At 69.4% G+C, this 20,871-nt stretch carries 20 protein-coding genes; 11 read left to right on the forward strand and 9 right to left on the reverse strand.

What is annotated here, in order from left to right; all coding sequences use genetic code 11:
* Nucleotide 1: 1 nt before the first annotated feature.
* From mch to FZ029_RS08670, 4 genes are read right to left on the reverse strand one after another with little or no spacing between them, the layout of a single operon-like run.
* Nucleotides 2-967: a methenyltetrahydromethanopterin cyclohydrolase gene (gene mch, locus FZ029_RS08655; RefSeq protein WP_149199786.1), complete on the reverse strand. Its 966-nt coding sequence runs from the start codon at nt 965-967 to the stop codon at nt 2-4.
* Nucleotides 942-2,138: an ATP-grasp domain-containing protein gene (locus tag FZ029_RS08660; protein WP_149268890.1), complete on the reverse strand. Its 1,197-nt coding sequence runs from the start codon at nt 2,136-2,138 to the stop codon at nt 942-944. Before FZ029_RS08660 ends, mch begins: the two co-directional genes overlap by 26 nt.
* The gene (locus tag FZ029_RS08665) at nt 2,120-3,022 is read right to left on the reverse strand and encodes an NAD(P)-dependent methylenetetrahydromethanopterin dehydrogenase (protein WP_149268891.1); all 903 of its coding nucleotides are present in this window, start codon (nt 3,020-3,022) and stop codon (nt 2,120-2,122) included. Before FZ029_RS08665 ends, FZ029_RS08660 begins: the two co-directional genes overlap by 19 nt.
* A gap of 50 nt (nt 3,023-3,072) precedes the next feature.
* On the reverse strand, nt 3,073-4,083 hold the full coding sequence (locus FZ029_RS08670; RefSeq protein WP_247892214.1) for a beta-ribofuranosylaminobenzene 5'-phosphate synthase family protein: 1,011 nt from the start codon (nt 4,081-4,083) through the stop codon (nt 3,073-3,075).
* 288 nt (nt 4,084-4,371) lie between these two features.
* Between FZ029_RS08670 and FZ029_RS08675 the strand changes: the two genes are divergently transcribed.
* From FZ029_RS08675 to FZ029_RS08725, 11 genes are all read left to right on the forward strand, one after another.
* Entirely contained in the window at nt 4,372-5,670 is a 1,299-nt protein-coding gene (locus tag FZ029_RS08675) for a formylmethanofuran dehydrogenase (RefSeq protein WP_247892215.1), read from the forward strand.
* Complete coding sequence (locus FZ029_RS08680) at nt 5,663-7,363, forward strand: formylmethanofuran dehydrogenase subunit A (protein ID WP_149268894.1); 1,701 nt, start codon at nt 5,663-5,665, stop codon at nt 7,361-7,363. Before FZ029_RS08675 ends, FZ029_RS08680 begins: the two co-directional genes overlap by 8 nt.
* On the forward strand, nt 7,354-8,259 hold the full coding sequence (gene fhcD, locus FZ029_RS08685; protein WP_149268895.1) for a formylmethanofuran--tetrahydromethanopterin N-formyltransferase: 906 nt from the start codon (nt 7,354-7,356) through the stop codon (nt 8,257-8,259). The genes FZ029_RS08680 and fhcD overlap by 10 nt, the downstream gene beginning before the upstream one ends.
* Entirely contained in the window at nt 8,256-9,065 is an 810-nt protein-coding gene (locus tag FZ029_RS08690) for a formylmethanofuran dehydrogenase subunit C (protein ID WP_149268896.1), read from the forward strand. The genes fhcD and FZ029_RS08690 overlap by 4 nt, the downstream gene beginning before the upstream one ends.
* Nucleotides 9,066-9,413: 348 nt before the next feature.
* Nucleotides 9,414-10,433, forward strand: coding sequence for a GlxA family transcriptional regulator (locus tag FZ029_RS08695; protein ID WP_149268897.1), 1,020 nt, complete (start codon nt 9,414-9,416; stop codon nt 10,431-10,433).
* Nucleotides 10,434-10,637: 204 nt separating this feature from the next.
* Nucleotides 10,638-11,135: a dihydroneopterin aldolase gene (locus FZ029_RS08700; protein ID WP_149268898.1), complete on the forward strand. Its 498-nt coding sequence runs from the start codon at nt 10,638-10,640 to the stop codon at nt 11,133-11,135.
* A 4-nt stretch (nt 11,136-11,139) separates the two neighbouring features.
* Nucleotides 11,140-11,856: a uridylate kinase gene (locus tag FZ029_RS08705; protein ID WP_247892216.1), complete on the forward strand. Its 717-nt coding sequence runs from the start codon at nt 11,140-11,142 to the stop codon at nt 11,854-11,856.
* A complete protein-coding gene (locus FZ029_RS08710; RefSeq protein ID WP_211104126.1) occupies nt 11,853-12,422 on the forward strand; it encodes a flavoprotein in 570 nt (189 codons plus the stop codon). Before FZ029_RS08705 ends, FZ029_RS08710 begins: the two co-directional genes overlap by 4 nt.
* On the forward strand, nt 12,398-13,816 hold the full coding sequence (locus tag FZ029_RS08715) for a DUF6513 domain-containing protein (RefSeq protein ID WP_149268899.1): 1,419 nt from the start codon (nt 12,398-12,400) through the stop codon (nt 13,814-13,816). Before FZ029_RS08710 ends, FZ029_RS08715 begins: the two co-directional genes overlap by 25 nt.
* Complete coding sequence (locus FZ029_RS08720; protein ID WP_149268900.1) at nt 13,813-14,406, forward strand: DUF447 domain-containing protein; 594 nt, start codon at nt 13,813-13,815, stop codon at nt 14,404-14,406. The genes FZ029_RS08715 and FZ029_RS08720 overlap by 4 nt, the downstream gene beginning before the upstream one ends.
* The gene (locus FZ029_RS08725) at nt 14,403-15,110 is read left to right on the forward strand and encodes a (5-formylfuran-3-yl)methyl phosphate synthase (RefSeq protein WP_149268901.1); all 708 of its coding nucleotides are present in this window, start codon (nt 14,403-14,405) and stop codon (nt 15,108-15,110) included. The genes FZ029_RS08720 and FZ029_RS08725 overlap by 4 nt, the downstream gene beginning before the upstream one ends.
* Here the strand turns inward: FZ029_RS08725 and FZ029_RS08730 are convergent.
* From FZ029_RS08730 to FZ029_RS08750, 5 genes are read right to left on the reverse strand one after another with little or no spacing between them, the layout of a single operon-like run.
* Nucleotides 15,070-15,378, reverse strand: a complete 309-nt coding sequence (locus FZ029_RS08730; protein WP_149268902.1) for a DUF3325 domain-containing protein — start codon at nt 15,376-15,378, stop codon at nt 15,070-15,072. The two genes, FZ029_RS08725 and FZ029_RS08730, sit on opposite strands and share 41 nt — an antisense overlap.
* Entirely contained in the window at nt 15,371-16,945 is a 1,575-nt protein-coding gene (locus tag FZ029_RS08735) for a PepSY-associated TM helix domain-containing protein (RefSeq protein ID WP_149268903.1), read from the reverse strand. The genes FZ029_RS08730 and FZ029_RS08735 overlap by 8 nt, the downstream gene beginning before the upstream one ends.
* On the reverse strand, nt 16,942-17,283 hold the full coding sequence (locus FZ029_RS08740) for an iron uptake protein (protein ID WP_149268904.1): 342 nt from the start codon (nt 17,281-17,283) through the stop codon (nt 16,942-16,944). The genes FZ029_RS08735 and FZ029_RS08740 overlap by 4 nt, the downstream gene beginning before the upstream one ends.
* A complete protein-coding gene (locus FZ029_RS08745) occupies nt 17,280-19,502 on the reverse strand; it encodes a TonB-dependent siderophore receptor (protein WP_149268905.1) in 2,223 nt (740 codons plus the stop codon). Before FZ029_RS08745 ends, FZ029_RS08740 begins: the two co-directional genes overlap by 4 nt.
* A gap of 19 nt (nt 19,503-19,521) precedes the next feature.
* Nucleotides 19,522-20,871, reverse strand: coding sequence for a lysine N(6)-hydroxylase/L-ornithine N(5)-oxygenase family protein (locus FZ029_RS08750; RefSeq protein ID WP_149268906.1), 1,350 nt, complete (start codon nt 20,869-20,871; stop codon nt 19,522-19,524).

Consider the following 20,871-nt stretch of genomic DNA (forward strand, 5'->3'; position numbering starts at 1 on the left):
CCTATCCGTCGATGCCGAAGGAGCGGTCGAGCAGCGCCGGAGCCAGCGCCCCGGCGGTGAAGCTCCGCCCGCTCTCGAACGCTGTGACGATCACGCGGGCCGGGCTGAACAGCATCGGGTCGATTTTGAAGAAGTCGTAGCCGCTCGCCGCGAACAGGTCGGCGAATGGGCGGCCATAATCGGCGGAGGCCGAGCTGGGCAGGCGCGCCGCGAGGTCGGCCGCGTCGTCGTCCGGCCCGTCGACCAGCAGATGGACACTGCCACCGAACAGGATGGCGTCGTTGGTCCGGCCCATCGCCTGGACGAAGTCGCGGCCCGGCGGCGGCAGCGGCGCGCAGCCGACGCCGTCGCGCACCCGCTCCAGCGGGAAATGAAGGGCGTGCAGCTTGTGCAGCCCCACCTCCAGCACGCGGGCGACGATCTGGACGATGCCGGCCGGGCTGCGGGTCGGCGTCAGGATCAGGGTCACGCGCTCCACCGGAACGCCGCAATCGCGCGCCACCTTCTCCACCACCGAGGCCGGCGGCCGCTTGTCGGTCTCCAGCACCAGCACGGCGCGGTCGGCCATGTCGCGATAGCCGAGTTCGGCGTACAGCGGCTCCTTCACCGCCAGGGCGCGGCCGGGGCCGGATCCCAGGGCCGAGAATTTCTCGCCCGACAGGCTCCAGCCGGCATATTGGCTGCCCAGGCAGGCGAGCACCGGATCGGCGGCGCCGACCGTCACCTGCGCCGGCCAGCGGGCGAAGGGCGAATCCATGGCGATGCGCACGCTACCGGCGCCACCCATGCAGATCTCGGCGATGCGGCGCCCGGCCTCCAGGCTGCCGGGCCGGTCGATGCCGGCATCGATCACGGTGCAGCCGGCGGGATGCTGCTCCACGCCGATCCGCAGCATGGCGGCATCCGCCACCAGCGCGTGCACCAAGGGGGCGGCAAGCCGGTTAACACTGAAGGGAAGGGACGACATCGCCGGTTTTCTCCATAGGGCCGGTTTTCTCCACAAGACAACCCCGCCGCGCGCAGTCGGCGACGATGCGTTCGATCCGGCGGGACAGGCGGCGCCGCGCCTCCTCCTCATCCCCGCCCCAGGCGGTGACGCTGCACAGGGGCTGTCCGCCTTCGATGGTGCTGCCGGCGCGCGGCAGGTCGGCGCACCAGGGGGGCCAGGCGAAACCTGCGGGCATCGTCAGCGTTGCGGCGGCGTAGGCCACCGCGCCGGCGATCACGCCTGGGCGCGGGGGCCCAAGGCTCCAACCGCGTCCGGCCGCCGCGTCGAGATGGGCGCGCATCACCCCGCCGAGCCGGTGGCGTTCGAGCAGGTCGAGCGTGGCGCCCGGACGCGGGTTGACCTCCAGCACCGATACCGCGTTCCCGTCGACCAGCAGGTCCAGGCTGTTCAGCCCGACCAGCCCAAAGGCCGCCGCGATGCGCCGCGCCGCCTCCGCCAGCCGGTCGGCCAGCAACTGCGGCACCGCCGCCGGCAGCACCGCCCCGCCGTAACGGAAGGGTGCGTCGGGCGCCGGATCGGCCCATTGACGGCTGATCACCACCAGTTCGCACTTGCCGGAGCGGTTGGCGATGAAGGCGACGGAGACCGCAAGGCCCGCCGCCCGCCGTTGCAGGTAATGCCCACCCGGCAGCGAACCGCCGTTCCAGGGGAGGATATGCCCGCCCCCGGCCGCTCCCGTCCGCTTGATCAGCCACTCTCCCGGAACGGCATCGTCGGGGCTCTCGGTCCGTGTCTCCGGGTGCGTAACGCCCAACTTCTTGAGTCCCAGCGTCGCCAGCCGTGCAGCGAAACCGGCTGGATCCTTGACCGCCCGCACCACCTCCGGCCCATTGCCGAGCAGATTGTAGGGACCAGCCCCCAGCAGGGCAGCCAGCAAGTCCGGCGCCTGTTCGAACCCCGATCCGACAACCAAGCCGCTGCCCGGCGGAGCCAGCGCACGCGCGGCGGCGATCAGCGCCTCACCATCGAAGCCCGCGACCGGATCGCCCGCCACGTGGCGGGCGGGTGCCGGCACATCGGCGTCGCCGAACTGGTCCAGCGTCGCCACCATGGCGCCGGTGCGCGCCACCGCCTGGGCAATGGCGCGGCCGGACCGGGCGGCGACCAGGATCAGGCCGCTTTGCGGCATTGGGCGCGGGCCAGGGTGAAGGCATCGTCGAAGGCCAGATAGACCGGCTTGGTCGCCTCGCGCATCGCCTTGAACAGGCCGTGCTGAGTCTTGAACTTCACGTTTCCGATGGCGAGCGCACCGATGCCGACCGCATCCGTTCCCTCGATGGGCGCGCCATCGCTGAAGGCATCCACCCCTTCCACGCCGGCCGGCGGAACGGCATTGACGTCGGCCACCACCCGCACGGACGGGGCGGCGGCGATCTGTGCGCGGCTCAGCACCTGCACGCCGGCGCGGGCGACCGCCAACACGACGTCGGTCTCCGCCAGGACGGCGGCCTTGTGCGCGTCGGTCGAACCGTCCACCGCGCCCAGCGTCACGTCGAACCGCTGCAGGTAGGACGCCGCCCGCTCCGCGACGGACGCGGCGCCGTCATGGCCGACCAGCCGCACCGACGCGCCGACACGCGCCGCCAGCACCGCCGCGATTCCGCCGACCGGTCCCTTGCCACCGAACACCGCGACCCGCGCGCCGGCCAGACCCATCCCGGCCTTTTCAAGCTGGGCTTCGACCTTCGCGATCATCGCTGCGGCGGTGGTGTAGGCGCCGGACGGATCGGCGAAGACCGAGATTTCAAACGGCGGCACCATGGCGCCGCGCGCCGCCTCCAGCATGTCCAGCGCCTTCAGGACGTCGCGGCCGGCGATGAACAGGCCGGTCCGCTTGGCGTCGCCCGGCGCGCGGGAGAAGATCATGTCCTGGACAAGACCCGGAACTTCACCAGTCTCGACATTGGTATAAGGCGCAATGATACCATAGCCGGCATCACAATCCATGTTGATGTCGAATGGACTGACCGCCTTTGCCGGAGTAATGGCGTGCAGGATATAGGGCTTTTCCATGAAACGAAGTCCTTGGTTCGCTTCATGGCACTGTCTTTCACCTTACATGATCACGCTGTCTTTTTTGCGACTGTTTCATATCCGGCAGCGACCGCGCTGTGTCCGGTTAAAGTCTCCACCACCGCGCCGCGATTCCGTCCCCGGCAGACGACGAAACGCAGATTGGCCTGCAGCCGCCAGCGCGCCCTTGCCCCCTCGGCGGCCCGTTCCGCCGATCCGGCATCGCCGAAGATCGCGAAGCCGGTCGGCCCCCAGGAACTCTGCCCGACCCCAGTAGCGCCGACCGACGGCAGCCATCGCAGCACCTCGGCCACATCGGGACTGCTGAAGCGGCCGCCCTGTGCCGGAGCGAAATGGTCGCCGACCACGCTCTGCAGTTCCGTGACCGCGGCACCGAACCGCATCGCATCCCCTTCCGCCAGCGCCGGCAGCCCGACCATCAGCGCCATCCGGCACAGATAGGCCGCCTTGTCCGCCGGAAAGGACGGCAGATCGCGGAAGGCGACCGTCTCGGCCGTCCCGGACAGGCCACGGTTGGCATCGTCGAACACCAGCAGCATCCGCCATGTTTCCGGCAGGGCCATCCGGCTGATGACCGGCGGCGGCTCGTCCAATGCACCCTTGCCGCCATCGAGGATGACGCCGCCCTGCTCGAAGGCGCCGACCCCGATTCCCGACCGGGCGCCCCGGTCCAACAGGCTGGCGACGCGGCGCGGCGGCAGCGGCCGGCCGGTCATTGCCGACAGGGCGGCCCCGACGGCCAGCGCCAGCTGGGTGCCCGACCCCAGTCCGGAATGGGAGGGGATCGTCCGGCCCAGGCGCAGGGAAAATCGGTTCTCCACGTCCAACGCAGCGCACAGCCGGTCGAGATACCCCCTCGCCCGGCAGGCGGGACGGTCGGCGGCATCGCCCGCCGGGCCGCCCCGGAGCAGCGTCAATTCCGTTCCCAGCCCGTCGAGGGTCAGGCCCAGACTGCCGAAGCGCCGGCCCAGCCCGCCCTCCATGTCGAGAAACCCCAGATGCAGCCGGGCGGGCACCTCCACCCGCACCGCGTCGACCATCGGTCGCTGTTCGCCGCAAATCATGGCCTACCTGTCGCAAAAGCCAAGGCGACCAGCCGCCTTTCAGACATAATAAAATCGATGGCGATAAAATCAATGGAAACGACGATAAAAAGTCTCATAATCCAAGTAAATTCAAAATCAACAATCCTGCTCTTCTCGTTTCTTTATAAGAAACTGAGCGCGATTGCGCACGCCTTATTCTTTGCAGAACTCGCCACATCCGATATCACGAGCGGGGTTTAGGATATGGACAACGAACTCGGCGGGACCGATCTCCCGCCACCGATGAGCGATGTCGTTTGCCCGTTCTGCGCAATGGCCTGTGACGACCTTACGGTTGCACATGATCGGGGCGGCCGGCTCAGGGTGATCGGCAACGGCTGCGCACGCGCTCGCACCCTGTTCGCCCTTCCGGCATTGCCGGCCCATTGCTTCATAAAGGGCCGTGCCGTACCGCTCGACGCGGCGCTGGACGCGGCGGCGGCACTGCTGCGGAACGCCGCCTTTCCAGCCGTCGGCGGGCTGGCCGCCGACACCGAAGGGATCTCCGCGGCGCTGGCGCTGGCGGAACGGCTGGGTGCGGTGGTCGACCACGCCGCGTCCGACAGCCTGTTCCACGGCCTGCGCGCCCTGCAGGTGACCGGCGCCATGACCGCCACCTTCGGTGAAGTGCGCAACCGTGCCGACCTGTTCGTGCTGTTCGGCGCAGAGTTCGACCGCCACGCCCCCCGGCTGTTCGACCGGCTGGTCCGTCCGCCGACCGCCCTGTTCCGCGACGCGGGTGCCCCGCGCGGCTTTCTCATCGGTCCCAGCGACGCCCCGCCGCCGGAGGGGTTCGAACGTCTGACCGCCGATCTGCGCCACGCTCCCGCCATCGCCGCCGCCCTGTCGCAGCTGGTGGCCGGCGAAACCCCGCATGGCGACCGGGTGGGCGGCATCGCGATGGCCGATCTCGCGCGTGTCGCCACGGCGTTGCGCGACGCACGCTTCGGCGTCGTCGGCTGGATCGCCGCCACGCTGGACCCGGCGGCCGGCGATGTCGCGGTCGAGGCCTTCAACCGGCTGGTCGTGACCGTCAACGCCTCCACCCGTTGCGCCGGACTGTCGCTGGGCGGCAAGGGCAACGCGCTGGGCGCCAATTACGTGTGCGCCTGGCAATATGGCGTGCCGCTGCGCTCCCGCTTCGGCGCCGGCCCGCCGGAGCACGATCCGCTCCGCTACCGGCTGAAAAGCCTGTTGGCCGAGGACGGGATCGATGCGCTGCTCTGGCTTTCGGCGCTGAACGGGGCGGAAGTGCCGGACACCCGCACCCCGACGATCGTGCTGGCCCGTCCCGGACAGCCGCTGCCCCACGACCCGGAGGTGCTGATCCCAGTCGCCGTCCCCGGCCTCGACCATGCCGGCAGCATCCACCGCGGCGACGGCGTCGCCGCCCTGCCGCTGCGCCGGCTGCGGCTTCCCAGATCGTCCGACACATCGTCCGCCGCCACCTTGCCGACGGCCGCAGCGGTGCTGAGCGCCCTGCTCGAACGGCTTCCCGCCTCCCCTCTTCCCGTCCTGATCCGGGAGACAGCGCATGTCTGACGCCTACACCCTGCTGCGCGGTGGCCGCGTCTGCGACCCCACCGGGTCCGCGGACGGCACCGCCCTGCAAGGCCCGCCGCGCGACCTGTATCTGAAGGACGGCCGCATCGCCGCGACGCCGCCTGAGGATGCCCGCATCGGGGAGGTGGTCGATCTGGACGGCCGCATCGTCATGGCCGGCGCCATCGACATCCACAGCCACATCGGCGGCGGCAAGGTCAACCTCGCCCGCCTGCTGTTGCCGGAGGAGCATCGCGAGCACGGCAGCGGCCCGGATGGCCTGCGCCGGTCGGGCAGCGGCCTGTTCACCCCCTCCAGCTTCGTCACCGGCTATCGCTATGCCGAGATGGGCTACACGGCGGCGTTCGAACCGGCGATGCTGCCGTCCAACGCCCGGCACACCCATCTGGAACTGGCGGACGTCCCGATCATCGACAAGGGCTGCTACGCCGTCCTCGGCAACGACGACTTCCTGCTGGAGCGGCTGGCTGCCGGTGCGACGCAGTCGGAGGTCAACGACTATGTCGCCTGGATACTGCACGCGACCCAGGCGGTCGGCGTCAAGGTGGTGAACCCCGGCGGCATCAGCGCCTTCAAGTTCAACCAGCGCCGCCTGGACCTGGACGAGGCGCATCCCCATTACGGGATCACACCGCGCCGCATCCTGACCACGTTGGCCACCGCGCTGTCCGACCTTGGGGTGCCGCATCCGCTGCACGTCCACTGCAACAATCTGGGCATCCCCGGCAACGAATCGGTGACGCGCGACACCATCGCGGCGCTCGACGGGCTGCCCGCCCACCTGACCCATCTGCAATTCCACAGCTATGGGACGGAGGGCGACCGCCGCTTCTCCTCGGCCGCCGCCGAGATCGCGGAATCGGTGAACCGCAGCCCGAACATCTCGGTCGATGTCGGCCAGATCATCTTCGGCCAGACCATCACCGCGTCGGCCGACATCATGTCGCAGTTCCGCAACAGCGGCCATGCCAGCCCGCGCAAGTGGGTGTGCAGCGACATCGAATGCGACGGCGGCTGCGGGCTGGTGCCGTTCCGCTACCGCCACAAGGCCTTCGTCAACGCCCTGCAATGGGCGATCGGGCTGGAGCTGTTCCTGCTGATCGAGGATCCGTGGCGGGTCTATCTGACCACCGACCACCCGAACGGCGGCCCCTTCACCAGCTATCCCCACCTGATCCGCCTGCTGATGGACCGCAGCTTCCGCAACGAGCAGTTGGCGCGGATCAATCCCGATGTGGCGGCGCACAGCCGGCTCGGCTCCATCGACCGCGAATACACGCTGGAGGAGATCGCCATCATGACCCGCGCCGGCCCCGCCCGCGTGCTGGGGCTGCGCGACCGCGGACATCTGCGCTCCGGCGCTGTCGCCGACGTGGTGGTGTACGACGACTTGCCCGACCGCGAGGCGATGTTCGCCGCCCCCGCGCTGGTGTTCAAGAACGGCCGGCTGGTGGCGCGGCACGGACAGCTGACCGCCACAGGCTGGGGCGACACCATCGTCGTCCGGCCGGAGTTCGATACCGCCATCGAACGGCGGCTGAAGCCGTGGTTCGAGGATCACCAGACCGTGCGGCTCGGCAACTTCCGCATCGCCGACGGGGAGATCCTCGACCATGGCCGCGGCGGCCTGTTCATCGTTCCGACCCTGACGGCGTCCGACCCATGCTTCTGAACGGCATCCACATCGAGAACACCTATGCCGAGGCCTTCGACATGAAGGCGACCCGGCTGATCGTGACCGCCGACACGCCGGCCTGGGCGCGCCATGCCGGGATGGCGGCGACGGGATTCGCCACCTCGGTCATCGCCTGCGGCTGCGAGGCGGGAATCGAGCGGGAATTGGCGCCGGAGGAAACCCCGGATGGGCGCCCCGGCGTGTCCCTGCTGTTCTTCGCCACCGGGCGCAGCGTGCTGGGCAAGCAGGTGGAAACCCGCCTCGGCCAATGCATCCTGACCTGTCCCGGCACCGCCTGCTTCTCCGGCGTGCCGCGCGGCGCCAGGGAGGATCTGATCCCGATGGGTCAGAAGCTGCGCTATTTCGGCGACGGCCAGCAGATGTCGAAGCTGGTGGGCGACCGGCGCTATTGGCGCATCCCGGTGATGGACGGCGAGTTCCTGTGCGAGGAAACGAGCTGGAGCGTCCCGGCCGTCGGCGGCGGAAACCTGCTGATCCTTGCCGACGCCCGGATGGCGGCGTTGGAGGCGGCGGAAGCGGCGGCGGACGCCATGCGCGCCGTGCCCAACGTGGTGCTGCCGTTCCCGGGCGGAGTCGTGCGCTCCGGCTCCAAGGTGGGGGCGAAGTACAAGGGAATGCCGGCCTCCACCAACGACGCCTATTGCCCGACGCTGCGCGGCCTGCCCCGCTCCCGCCTGCCGGCGGAGGTGGAATCGGTGCTGGAGATCGTCATCGACGGGCTGACCGCGGCCGATGTCGCGGCAGCCACCACCGCCGGGCTGAAATGCCTGATAGAGCGGGGTCGGGATTCCGGCATTTGGGGCGTCACCGCCGGCAATTACGGCGGCAAGCTGGGCCGCCACCACTTCCACCTTCACGAGCTGCTGCCATGAGCGTGCTGAGCTTCCGCCTGAAAGGTCCGTTGACCGGCCGCGTCGACGCCTCTCCCCTGCTGCCGCACCGGTTGGCGGAGATGGACGTGACGGAGATCGCCGCCTTGCCGTTGCGGCTCGGCCGGGGCCGGATCGCCGTGGGCGACCTGTTCGCCCTGTCGGGCAGCCCCGGCGACACCGTCGAACTGGAGGGCGACGAGCGCCTCGACTTCGTCGGGGCGGGTCAGTCCAGCGGCACCATCCGCGTCGCCGGAGCGGTCGGCCATCGCGCCGGCACCGGCATGAGCGGCGGAGTCCTGGTGGTGGAGGGGTCGGCGGGGCTGGCGGCGGGTGCCGCCATGCGCGGCGGCGTGCTGACCATCGGCGGCGATGCAGGCAACGAACTGGGCGGCGCGCTGCCCGGTGAACGGACGGGGATGATGGGCGGACGAATCCTGGTCCGGGGCAATTGCGGCGATCGCGTCGGCGAACGCATGCGGCGCGGACTGATCGCCGTCGGCGGCGATGCCGGCGCCTATGCCGCCCTGCACATGAATGCCGGCAGCCTGCTGATCGGCGGCAGGCCGGGCGCCGCCACGGGCCACGGCATGCGGACCGGCACCATCCTGTTCCGCGGCGAGATCGATGCGCTGCCGGGATTCGCCGACTGCGGCCTCAACCAACTGCCCTTCCTGTCGCTTCTGGACAATCATCTGTCCGAACTGGACGGGGTTCCACCCGCCTGCCGGGGCCTGACCGGACGGGCACGCCGCTGGCTGGGCGACCGCGGATTCGGCGGACGCGGCGAACTGCTGTCCTGCCTTTGAAAAATCCCCGCCCAATGATCATTCGGATTCAGCCGTTTGGAGGGTATGGGACTACCCCGCCGGGTGATATTATCGTTCGCAAGCCCGGATGATTTGCATGAAAAACAATCCCGACTCGATCAACGTCGCGCTCCTTCAAGGATAATGTCCGCTTTGTTCAATGTCGCCAGGCCGCAACCTGCGTAGGCTGCTTGTCATAAAAAACTTGATGGTGCGGAGAAGGATCGTCCTCCCGCCCGTCCGAACGTGGCCATCCAAGCAAACAAGGCCGCGGGAAAGCAGCGTGTTCGCCGACCATTCGCGACCCACGACGATACGAACAGGAATGCGGAAGAGGGGCACGGGACAATGAAGTGCATTGAACAGCAGTCCGGCGGTTCCAAGGTCGATACGATCGGTTTTCTCCTGGTTCCCGATTTCTCCATGATCGCCTTCACCGCGGCGGTGGAGCCTCTCCGCCTTGCCAACCACATCAGCGGCAAGGAGCTGTATCGCTGGGTGCTGCTCTCCCCGAACGGCGGTGTCGAGCGGGCCAGCAACGGCATCCGGATCTGCGTCGACCACGCCATCGCCGACGCCCCTGCGCTGTCCACCGTGATGGTGTGCAGCGGCGTCGGAGGCCACTGGTACGAGGATCGGGCGATGTTCTCGTGGATGCGGCGGTCGGCCGCACAGGGGATCGCCTTCGGCGCCCTGTGCACGGCCAGCCATATCCTGGCCCGGGCCGGCCTGCTGAACGGCTACCGCTGCACCATCCATTGGGAGAATATGGCGGGCTTCGCCGAGACCTTCCCGGAGATCGAGGCGACGGGGGAGCTGTTCACCATCGACCGCAACCGCTTCACCTGCGCGGGCGGCACCGCCGCCACCGACATGATGCTGCACCTGATCGCCGCCCGGCATGGCGAAAAGCTGGCGATGGACATCGCCGAACAGCTTCTGCACACCAAGATCCGTGCCGGCAGCATCCGCCAGCAGGAAGAACTGCATGCCAATCCGGTGCTGGATCACGAAGATCTCAACGCCGCCGTGGCGGTGATGCAGGCCAACATCGAGGAACCGCTGGACCTGCTGACGCTCGCCGCGGAGCTGGGCCAGTCCCGCCGGAATCTGGAGCGCCTGTTCCGCAAATACATGAACTGCTCGCCGGCGAAATACTATCTCGGCCTCCGGATGAAGCGGGCGCGGCAGCTGCTGTGCCAGACCCGCATGTCGGTGATGGAGGTGTCGATCAGCTGCGGCTTCATTTCCGCCACCCATTTCAGCAAATGCTACCGCGATCACTTCGGCGTCGCCCCGCGCAACGACCGCCAGAGCCACCGGCACAGCCCGCTCGCCGCCGCGCACGAGTTCGCCGGCCTGACCTGATGCCGCACCGGGTACCCCACCGGCTATCGGGATGCGGGTCGGGACCGGCTCAGGGGAAAACAGGCGGGCGGCGGCGGGAATCGTCAATTCGGTGTCGCATTCGAACACATATCCTCCTGCGGTCGCCGATAAGGTACAAATCGGCCTGCCCGGCACCCGATCCGCGTCAGGCCCCGCCGGACAACTGCAAGGAGGACGGCACCGATGCTCGAAACGATCCTTTCCGCCCAATGCGCGCGCGGCTCGGCCACGGCCGACGCGCAGCTGTCCTCCATCCCGGCCGGCCTCTACGAGCTGTTCCTGGAGAACGTCGTCCTGCCCTGCCGGATCGGCGTCTTCGATTACGAGCGCGGTGCTCCTCAGCGGGTGCGCATCGACCTTCTGCTGCAGGTGCGCCAGGACGGAGCCCAATTCTCCGACGATATCGGCGACGTGCTGTCCTACGACGATCTGCTGTCCGGGCTGAAGCGGATCCTGATGGACGAGCACACCAATCTGGTCGAGATGCTGGCGGAAAAGATCGCCCGCATGTGTCTGGCCCACGAACAGGTGCAGTCGGCCCGCGTGTCGGTGGCGAAGCTGGACATTTACGACGGGGTCGCGGTTCCGGGCATCCGGCTGGAGCGGACGCGCGACCAGATGCCGGGTTCCTCCCTGCCGGCGTCACACCGCCTGATGGTCATGGCCGACCGGCGGATCTGATCCGATGACGGCCAAAGCATCGCCGAAAGACGGATCGGCAGCCGACAGATCGACAGACGCCGCAGCGCGGCCCTGGGTGATCAAGATCGGCGGCAGCCTGTCGGACTGGCATCGGCTGGGGACGTGGTTGGACCTGATCGCCCGTCCCGGCCATCTCCACCCTCTGGTCATCGTGCCGGGCGGCGGCCCCTTTGCCGATGCCGTGCGCGACGCCCAGGACAATTGGCGCTTCGACGACCGCCTCGCCCATCGCATGGCCCTGCTGGCGATGGAGCAGTTCGGGCTGATGCTGCACGGCATCTGCCCGGCCCTGCAGACGGCGGCGACGCACGATCGGCTGCGGTCGCTGATCCGGGCACGGATGCCGGCGGTGTGGCTGCCGTCCGCCATGGTGCTGGACCATCCCGAGATCGCCGAAAGCTGGGAGGTCACCTCCGACAGCCTCGCGGCGTGGCTGGCGGTGGAGCTGGACGCGGCGGCGCTGGTGCTGGTCAAGTCGGGGCCCTGCCCCTGCGCGGCGACCGATGCGGCGGCACTGGCGCGCGACGGGCTGGTCGACGCGGCCTTCCCGCACTGGCGCGCGCGCTTTTCCGGCGAGAGCTGGTGCATCCATCGCGACAACCACATCCTGATGGAAGAGGCGCTTGTCGGCCGCGCGTCTCCCGGCTGCCCCCTGCTGCGCAGTCCGGACGCGGAGCTTCTGCCGGGCGTGCGGGCATGAACGAGATGTCGACCCCACCCGCTCTGCCGAGGCTGGCCTGGGCGCTGACCGGATCCGGCCACTACATCAAGGAGACGCTCGACCTGATGGCGCGGCTGGCGCCGCTCGACGTCTTCCTCAGCAAGGCGGCGGAGGAGGTCATGCGCATGTACCGCCGCCGCGACGGCAACTTCCCGCCGGGCACCCGCCTGTTCCGCGACCGTGCCGCCAGCGCGCCGCAGATCGGACGGTTCTATTTCGGCGAATACCACACGCTGGTGGTGGGACCGGCCACCTCGAACACGGTTGCCAAATGCGTGCAGGGAATCTCCGACACCTTGCCGACCAACGCCTTCGCCCAGGCCGGCAAATGCCGGGTGCCCTGCATCGTCTTCGCCTGCGACACCGCGCCGGAAATGATGACGGAGGCGCCGCACGGCATGGTGCCGGTCTATCCGCGGCGCATCGATCTGGAAAACGTCGACCGGCTGCGCGGGTTCGAGGCGACCACCGTCGTCGAAACCGTTCCCGAACTCGAAGCGGCGCTGAAAGCGCGTCTTGAATGTCTGACCACCTCGTCTTCGTGACCGGAAAGCTGGCGGAGCCGCGCCTGCGGGCGGTGCTCGACGGGATGGGGTCCTCCCCCTTCAGCTTCGACGTGGTGCAGATCGGCGTCAGCGTCGCCGCCCTGATGACGGAGGAACTGATCAGGCGACGCCTTCCGCCCCCTCCACCCGGTGCCCGGGTGATCCTGCCCGGCCGGACCCGTTGCGACCTGACGGCGTTGTCGGGGCATTTCGGCGTCGCCTTCGAACGCGGGCCGGAAGAGCTGCGCGACATCCCCGCCTATCTCGGCGGGCGGGCGGCGCGGGCCGACCTGTCCCGTCACGGGGTGACGATCTTCGCCGAGATCATCGACGCTCCACACCGCTCCATCGACAATTTGCTGGAGACCGCCGCGAAGCTTCGCCGCGACGGCGCCGACGTCATCGACCTCGGCTGCCACCCCGGCGAACGGTTCGACGGGCTGGAGCGTGCGGTCGCCGCCCTGGTCGCCGCCGGCCACACCGTCAGCGTCGACAGCGCCGACCCCGAGGAACTGCTGCGCGGCGCCGCGGCCGGCGCCTCCTATATGCTGAGCCTGAGCGAGGATACGCTGTGGGTGCTGGACCGGACGGCGGCGACGCCGATCCTGATTCCGTGTAAGGCGCGCGACCTCGACTCGCTGTGCCGCGCCGTCGACCGGCTGCGGGCCGCCGGCCGGCGCTTCCTCGCCGATCCGGTGCTGGATCCCATCCATTACGGCTTCACGGACTCGGTGGTGCGCTATCACGACCTGCGCCGCCGCTATCTCGACATCGAGATTCTGATGGGCATCGGCAACCTGACCGAACTGACCGACGCCGACACGACGGGCACGACGGCGCTGCTGATGGGCATGGTGTCGGAACTGTCGATCGGCGCCGTCCTCACCCTCCAGGTCAGCCCGCATGCCCGCACCGCGGTGCGCGAGGCCGACCGGGCGCGGCGGATCATGCATGCCGCCTCGGAAAGCGGCAGCCCGCCCAAGGGCATCGACGACGGGCTGATGGCTCTGCGCGACCGCCGCCCCTTCGCCGGCACCCCGGCCGAGATCGCCGAGACCGCCCGCAACATCCGCGACCCCTCCTTCCGGGTGGAGGTGGCGGAGGACGGCGTCCACGTCTACAACCGCGACGGCCACCATGTGGCGACCGATCCCTACCACCTCTATCCGCTGCTCAGGCTGGCCGAGGATGGCGGACACGCCTTCTACATGGGGGTGGAACTGCACAAGGCCTTCCTCGCCTGGCAGCTTGGCAAGCGCTATGTCCAGGACGAAGATCTCTCCTGGGGCTGTGCCGTCGAGGCTGCGGCCGATCCGGACAGCGGCGCCCATGGCTTCAAGGCGGCGGGCACGACCCTGCAGGAGCGCCGCCGTGCCTGCGGAAAGGCATCATGATCCTCGAAACCATCGTCACCACGCTGGGCGCCGACGGCACCCCGCACATCGCCCCCTTCGGCGTGACCCGCGACGGCGACGATCTGGTGATCGCCCCCTTCCGCCCCTCCGTCACGCTCGCCGCGCTGGAGGCCACCGGACGGGCAGTGATCAATCTCACCGACGACGCACGGCTGTTCGCCGGCTGCCTGACCGGACGGCGGGACTGGCCGCTGGCTCCCGCAAGCGTCATCGCCGGCGTGCGTCTGGCCGACAGCCTCACCCACTGGGAGGTGGAGGTGGTCCGGATGGAGGACGACCCGGTGCGCCCGCGCTTCCATTGCCGGAGCGTCCATGAAGAGGCGCATCGCCCGTTCGCCGGCCACAACCGGGCCGCCGCCGCCGTGATCGAAGCGGCGATCCTGTGCAGCCGCCTGCATATGCTGCCGTGGGAGAAGGTGGAGCGTGAAATGGCCTATCTCGCCATCGCCGTGGAGAAGACCGCCGGGGAGCGGGAGCGGGAGGCCTGGGGATGGCTGTGCGACCGCGTGGCCGCTTTCCGCGCCGAGATGCGCTCTCCCGACACGACCAAGCCGCAGGTGCACTCATGATCCGCATGCTCGCCAGCGTGACCAATCCCGAGGAAGCCGAGATCGCGGTGAGGGCCGGGGCCGACCTGATCGACCTGAAGAACCCGAAGGACGGCGCCCTGGGCGCCTTGCCGGCCGGCACGATCCGTGCCTGTCTCGCGGCCGTTGCCGGGCGGAGACCGGTCAGCGCCACCATCGGCGACCTGCCGATGGAACCCGACGGCGTGGCGACCGCCGTTGCCGGCACCGCGGCCACCGGCGTGGACATCGTCAAGATGGGAATCTGCGCCGGCGGCGATCCGCATGCCTGCATCGCCGCGGCGGCGAAGGCGCGCGGCACCGCGGCGCTGGTCGGCGTCATCCTGGCCGACATGACAAGCCCCACCCCGGATCTGGTCGACGCCATGGCCGATGCCGGCTTCATCGGCGTGATGCTGGACACCGGCCTGAAGGATGGCCGCACGCTACGCGATCATCTGCCGGACGATGCGCTGGCGGAGTTCATCGGACGGGCGCGCGATGCCGGGCTGTGGGCGGGGCTGGCGGGGTCGCTGAGGCTTGCCGACATCGCTCCGCTGGCGATGCTGGGTCCGTCGATCCTGGGATTTCGCGGCGCCCTGTGCCGGGGCGGCGCACGGGGCGATGTGATCGACCCGGACAGGGTTGCCGAGGTCGTCCGAAGCGTCACCGCGTCCGGCCGCGCGCCGGTCGGCACAGCCACGTGACCGTGGCGCTGACGGCGAGCGCACCCGCCGTCAGCGCCAGCACCCAGAGCAGGATGCCGAAGCCGGCGCCGTCCCGGTGCACAGCCGCGGACAGGGCCGCCGCCATGCACAGCGCCGCGGCACAGCGCAGGCGGAGCACCGTCCGCCGCGGCAGGGCCCGCCGGGAATCGACCAGATCGCGCCAATGCCGCTCCACTGTCAGGGCAAGCGCCCCGAAGGCTAGGTAGCAGAGGCCGAAGATCGCTGGAAAGGACAGGACATCAGGCATGGTCGGTCAGCCTCGACAGGGTGGACGGCTCGGGCCGCGCACGGCGGGCCAGACGCCTGGAGACGCGCCAGGCACCGGCCGCCGTCAGCGCCAGCACGGCGTCGACGCCGACCACCGCCCAGTCGCCGGCCGACGCCGCCCGGACGGGATGCTCCCCGGTGGTGATCCAGTTCAACACCACGCACGCCGCGGCCAGCAGGGCGACGGCGGCGCACTGGCCGCTCCAGGGCGGATCCAGCCGGGTGCGGACCGCGGCATGAACGGCGCTGGCGATCCAGGTCAGGAAGAAGACGCCCACCTCGACCAACTCGCGTGACGGCACCCCCGACGGCAGCAGGCGGTTGGCCGTCATCATCGCCAGCGTGGCGATCAGCAGCCCGGTGGTGGTGCCGCAGGTCAGCGCGGCGACGCTGCGCCAGCCGACGCCGGGCAGGCCATGGACGACGCGCCGCTTTTCCATCCAGTGCAGCATGCCGGTGCCGATCAGCACGCAGCCGGCCAAGCCGAACAGGAAATAGAGCCAGCGCAGCGGCCAATGCTCGAAGGCGGCGAAGTGCAGCCCCGACATCACCCGGTGCGCCGCCACCATCGGTCCCCGCGGCTGGTACTTCAGCAGCGCGCCGGTCACGCCGTCGAAGAAGACCGGCTGGACATCCAGGCTGATGCGGTCGCCGGTGTCACGGTTGATGCGGACCACCGATGCCGCATCGCCCGCATTGTAGACGAAGACCACGGCGGGCTCGCCGCCGCCCCACAAGCGTCTGGCCTCGGCCAGCATCGGGTCGAGCGGTGCCGCCGCCGCCGGGATGCCGGCGCGCGGCCGGCTGTAGTTGCCGAGCGCGTCGTCGTAGAAGCGTTGCACATTGCCGCCATAGAGCGCCTGGACGCCCGCCGGCAGCACGATCGGCAGGATGATGACGATCCCGGTGAAGGTGATCATCAGGTGGAAGGGCAGCACCAGCACCCCGGTCAGATTGTGCAGGTCGAGCAGCGAGCGGCGAAGCTGGCCCCAGCTGCGGAATGTGAAGAAGTCCTTGAAGATCCGCGCATGGATGATGACGCCGGAGATCAGCCCGGCCAGCATCGCCACCGACGCGAAGGACACGATCCAGTAGCCGACGAATCCGGCCCGCAGATGCAGGCTGTAATGGAGCGGATAGAAGAAGGAACTGGCACCCAGCGTCCCCACCGGCGGCAGCAGCGTGCCGCCGGCGGTCGCCATGCCGCCGGCATTGCCGCTTTCCGTGCGCACCCGCAGGGCCATCACCGGACGCCGCTCGTCCGGCAGCTGCACATACCAGTCACGGACAGCCCGGCCGGCGGCGAGCCGCTCCACCAGCGGCACCACCGTCCGGTCCAGCGAAACCGCCGCATCCGGCGCCTCCACCGCACCGATCCGGGTGTCCGGCATCATCCAGCGGTCGATCTCGGAGGCGAAGACCGCCAGCGAGCCCATGAAGAAGATCAGCATCAGCAACCCGCCGAGCGTCACGCCTGCCCAGGTGTGCGGCCACAGCATCGCGGCGCGCAGCGCCGGGTTGATCAGCTTGCGCTTTGCCGCCGTCATGGCGCCGTGATCCCGACAAGCCGCGACGCGGCGATCATCACGACCGCACCGCCGCCCAGCACCGCCCAGCCGACGCCGGCCCGCGGCACCGCGAAGGCCCACAGCGACACCGCCGGCAGCACCAGGAGCGCCAGCAGGCTGGCCGCGGTCACCGCCTCGGCCGGGGCCATGCCGGCCAGCGTCCCGAGTTCCGCCCCGAAGGCGGCGATGCCCCAGGCGAAGCCATAGGCGCCGAAGACCGCCGCCGTCACCCGCGCGGCGGTGCGGAGGCGCGATGGCCTCCGCTTGGAACCGTTGCCGGCAACGGTCCGCTGCCGCGGGGCCTTCGCCTCCGTCACAGCTTCGCCCGCAGGGTCAGCAGCACGGTGCGCGGCTCGCCGTAGATGTTGCCCGACTGCGGCGTGCCGACGCGCTGGTAATAGGTGCGGTCGAACAGGTTCTTGACGTTGACCGCCGCCGTCACCTTCTCCGTCACGTCATAGGCGATGCGGGCGTCCACCGTCGCATAGCCGCCCTGGGTCAGGCGGGCGTAGTTCAGCGACGGGAACTCGTTGTACATCGAGGTCTGGGCGGTGACGCCGCCGCCGACGCTCAGCCGGTCGTCGATGGTCTCGGGCAGGCGGTAGTTGGTCCACAGCTTCACCTGATGCATCGGCGCGATGGCCGTGAAGGCGCTCGCGGCGTTGGCGCTGCTGTCCAGGCTCTTGGCGCGGGTGAAGGTGTAGCCGGCATAGACGTCCCAGCCCGGCAGGATCTCGCCGGAGACGTCCAGTTCGAAGCCGCGGCTTTGCGCCTTGCCGCCGGAGACATAGATGGACTGGTTGGGGAAGCGCGGGTCGGACTGCGGCCGGTTCTCCTCTTCGATGTGGAAGACGGAGGCGGTGGCGTGCAGGCGGCCCCCGAAGTAATCGGCCTTGATGCCGGCCTCATACTGCCGCCCCTTCAACGGTTCCAGCACCTTGCCGGACGCATCGACGTAGGATTGCGGCTCGTACACCTGGGAGACGCTGGTGTAGAGGGCGTAGGTGGAGTTGACGTCGTAGACGAGGCCGGCATAGGGCGTGACCTTGCCGCGGACGGACGCGCTGCTTTCAGCGGTGCCGGCGAGCGCATCGGCATCGACCTTGGTCTGCCACCAGTTCATCCGCCCGCCGACGATCAGCTTCAGCGGCTCGGCCAGCTTCAGGCGCAGGACGCCGTAGGTGCCCCAGCTGTCGGTGGTGGTCTTGGTGTCCTTTTGCCAGTCGCGCCAGGCCGGCTCGGCCGCCGAGGCGTCGGGCGAGAAGATGTTCTGCGTCACCGACCAGCTGCCGACCGGATTGGCCGCGCGGTGGCGGAAGGTCGTCCGCTCGTAATTCGCGCCGACAGCCACCTCGTGGGTCAGGCCGAACAACCCGAAATTGCCGGTGGTCGACAGGTCGGCCCCCATTTGCTCCTGGTCGTAGCGGACCTTCTGGGCGAACAGTGTCGTCCGGTTCACCCCCGGCGTGACCGGCGCGTAGGCATACGCCATCTTCCGGTCCATCTCGTTGTCGATGTAATGGGTGGCCAGCTTCACCGCCCAGCCATTGTCGAACCGGTGCTCGAGGTCGGCGAAGCCGCCCTTGGTGGTGAAGACGTCCTCGTTCCACTTCTCGCCCAGCGAGGTCGAGCGGTCGACGTCGAGCAGGCGCAGCTGCGGCCGCCCGCCCACCACCGACGCATAGGCCGGCAGGTTCCAGGCGCCCTGGTAGCTCATGCGCTGGTACCAGGCGCCGGCCGTCAGGGTGGTGTCGGGCGTCAGGTCGGCGGCGATGCTGCCATAGGCGAGGCCGCGGCGCTGCTCCGTCCAGTCCTGGAAGGCGTTGCGGTCCTGATAGGCGCCGACGAAGCGCCCGCGCAGGCTGCCGGACTCGTTCAGCGGACCGGTGATGTCCCCTTCGCCGCGATAATTAGCATAGGAGCCGGCGGTCAGCTCGCCATAGCCTTCCAGCGTCTTCTTCGGAGTCTTGCGGACCAGATTGACGGCGCCGCCCGGCCCGCCCATGCCGTTCAGCAGGCCGGCCGGCCCCTTCAGCACCTCGACCCGCTCATACATCGCCAGATCGGGCGATGCGAAGATGCGGTCGTCCAGCGTCGTCGGCACGCCGTCGTACTGCAGGTTGGTGATCTCGAAGCCGCGCGAATAGAAGTTCAGGCGGTTGCCGTCGATCGGCTCCACCGTGACGCCGGGCGTCTGCCGCATGGCGTCTTCCAGCGTGATGAGCTTCTGTTCCTCGATACGCTCGCGCGGCACCGTGGTGACGGTCTGCGGCACCTCGCGCGGGGCCGACGGCAGCTTGGAGCCGACGGTGGTCGGCGGGTTGGCGTCGCGCTGGCGGTCGGCGCTGACGTCGATCGTCGGCAGCGTCATCGTCTCGGACGAGGCGTTGCCGGTGTTTTGCGCCCCATTCTGGACCGCATTCTGGGCCAGTGCGACGGCCGGCAGCAGCAGGGCTGCCGCCGCGACCGACCCCAGCAGGCGGACGCGCCCCCTGTCATTTCCCCAACGGCGTCCGGGCTGCCCGATGGTCTTCATTCTTAAAGTCCCCCATTCGTCACTGTGCTGATGTCGTTTTGCGGATTTGTTGGCCCCGGCCCCGGTCGGCGTCCGCCGTCAGGGCCGTGGCGATTTCCTGCGCGCGGATCGGCAGGATCGAGAGCAGGGTGTCGCTGAGGCCGTGCGTCGCCTCGCAGCAGCCCTGCAGATACAGGCCGGCGGTGCAGCCGGGGACGGTCGGCAGGCGGTAGTCGCGCCCGACCTCGCCGCCGGCCAGCCAGCGCTCCATCGGCTGCAGCAACTCCTCGTGGATGCGGCGGCGATAGCCGGTGGCCAGCACCACGGCGCCATAGCGCCGTTCGTGGCGCCCGCCGCCGTCCAGGCTGGCGAGGTCGAGCACCGGGCCGCCGCCACCGCCGCCGTTACTGCCGCTACGGGCCGCCACCACCTCGTGCCGGGTCAGTATCGCGTGGCGCGCCGTCCCCTCGACCTTCTGCTGATAGAAGATGCCGTAGACGGCATCGATGAGATCTGGGTCGACGACGGCATAGTTGGTGTTGTGGAAGGCGCGCAGCAGGTCGGCACGTTCGGCCGGGGGAAGGCCGTAGAGGTAATTGGTGTAGCCGGCGTCGAAGACCTGATTGGCGAAGGGGCTGCTGTCGGCCGGCCGCATCGCCGGTCCGCGCCCGATGATGTCCACCGCGACGCCGCGTCCATGCAGGTCGAGGAAAATCTCGGCGGCGCTCTGCCCCAGCCCGACCACCGCGACCCGGCCAGCCCGTGCCAGCTCCTCGGCCACGGCCAGATAGTCGTTGGAATGGACCACCAGCGGATCAGCCCCGGCCCCGCCACCCCGGCGCACGAGGCCGTCGAAGGCGTCGGGAATCCGCGGCGTCGCCCCGGCCCCGATCACCACGTTGCGGGCAAGCCAGCTCCGTTCGCGGCCGGCCCGGTCACGGGCATGGACGCGGACATGCGGCACCGCCTCCCCTACCCGCGCCGGCTCGATGGCCGTCGCCTCCAGCCCGTAGTCGCAGAGATCGTCGAAGTCGGCGGCGACCCAGGCGAGATAGTCGTTGAACTCGCGCCGGCTGGGATAGAAGGTCCGCAGGTTGATGAAGTCCTGCAGCCGGCCTCGGCCGTGCAGGTAGCTGAGGAAGCTGTAGCGGCTGGTCGGGTTGCGCAGCGAGACCAGATCCTTCAGGAACGAGATCTGCATCCGGCTGCCGTCCAGCAGCATGTTGCCGTGCCAGACGAAGCTTTCGCGCTTTTCCAGGAAGCGGCAGGCCAGACCGGCCCCCGCCTCGCGCAACGCCACCGCCAGCGCGAGGTTCGATGGCCCGAAGCCGACGCCGACGAGGTCCTGGACGCGTCCGCCGTCACCGATGAGGGAGGGGATGCCATGCAT

This window comes from Azospirillum sp. Sh1 (genome assembly GCF_008365135.1).
In the GTDB taxonomy this organism is placed as follows: domain Bacteria; phylum Pseudomonadota; class Alphaproteobacteria; order Azospirillales; family Azospirillaceae; genus Azospirillum; species Azospirillum oryzae.